This window comes from Nocardiopsis chromatogenes YIM 90109, from assembly GCF_000341185.1.
In the GTDB taxonomy this organism is placed as follows: domain Bacteria; phylum Actinomycetota; class Actinomycetes; order Streptosporangiales; family Streptosporangiaceae; genus Nocardiopsis_A; species Nocardiopsis_A chromatogenes.
This window is the reverse complement of sequence record NZ_ANBH01000341.1, coordinates 1-413: the sequence shown is the minus strand read 5'-3', so window position 1 is coordinate 413 and position 413 is coordinate 1. Positions and strand designations below refer to the sequence as shown.

1 protein-coding gene is annotated in these 413 nt (G+C 79.7%); it reads left to right on the top strand.

Annotated elements, in window-relative coordinates:
• The coding region (locus D476_RS38340) for an LPXTG cell wall anchor domain-containing protein (protein WP_017627443.1) at nucleotides 1-343 on the top strand (343 nt) is incomplete at its 5' end.
• Between the last annotated feature and the right edge of the window lie 70 nt (nucleotides 344-413).

Below are 413 nucleotides of genomic sequence, written 5' to 3'. Positions count from 1 at the left end.
TGGCGACCCCGGTGACGGCGGTGGCGACCCCGGGGATGGCGGTGGCGACCCCGGCCCCGGCGACCCGACGCCTCCGCCCGCGGACGAGGGCGGTACGCCCGGCGGTGACGGCGGTGACGGCGGCTCCGACGGGGGCGGCTCGGAGGACGGCGGCTCCACCGGCGGTTCCGAGTCCGGCTCGGGCGGCGCCGCCGCCTCGGCCGACGAGGGCCCCACGGAGCTCCCGGTGACCGGTGTGAGCGACCTCGAGGGCTTCGTCCTCGGTGGTGTCCTGGCCACCGGCCTGGGCGCGCTGACGATCTACGCCAGCCGCCGCAAGGCCGCTCCGGCCCCGCTCGCCTGACACAGGCGCACGGCCCGACAGGGGGCCCGGACCGCACCGCGGTCCGGGCCCTCCGGCGTTCGTTGGCCTC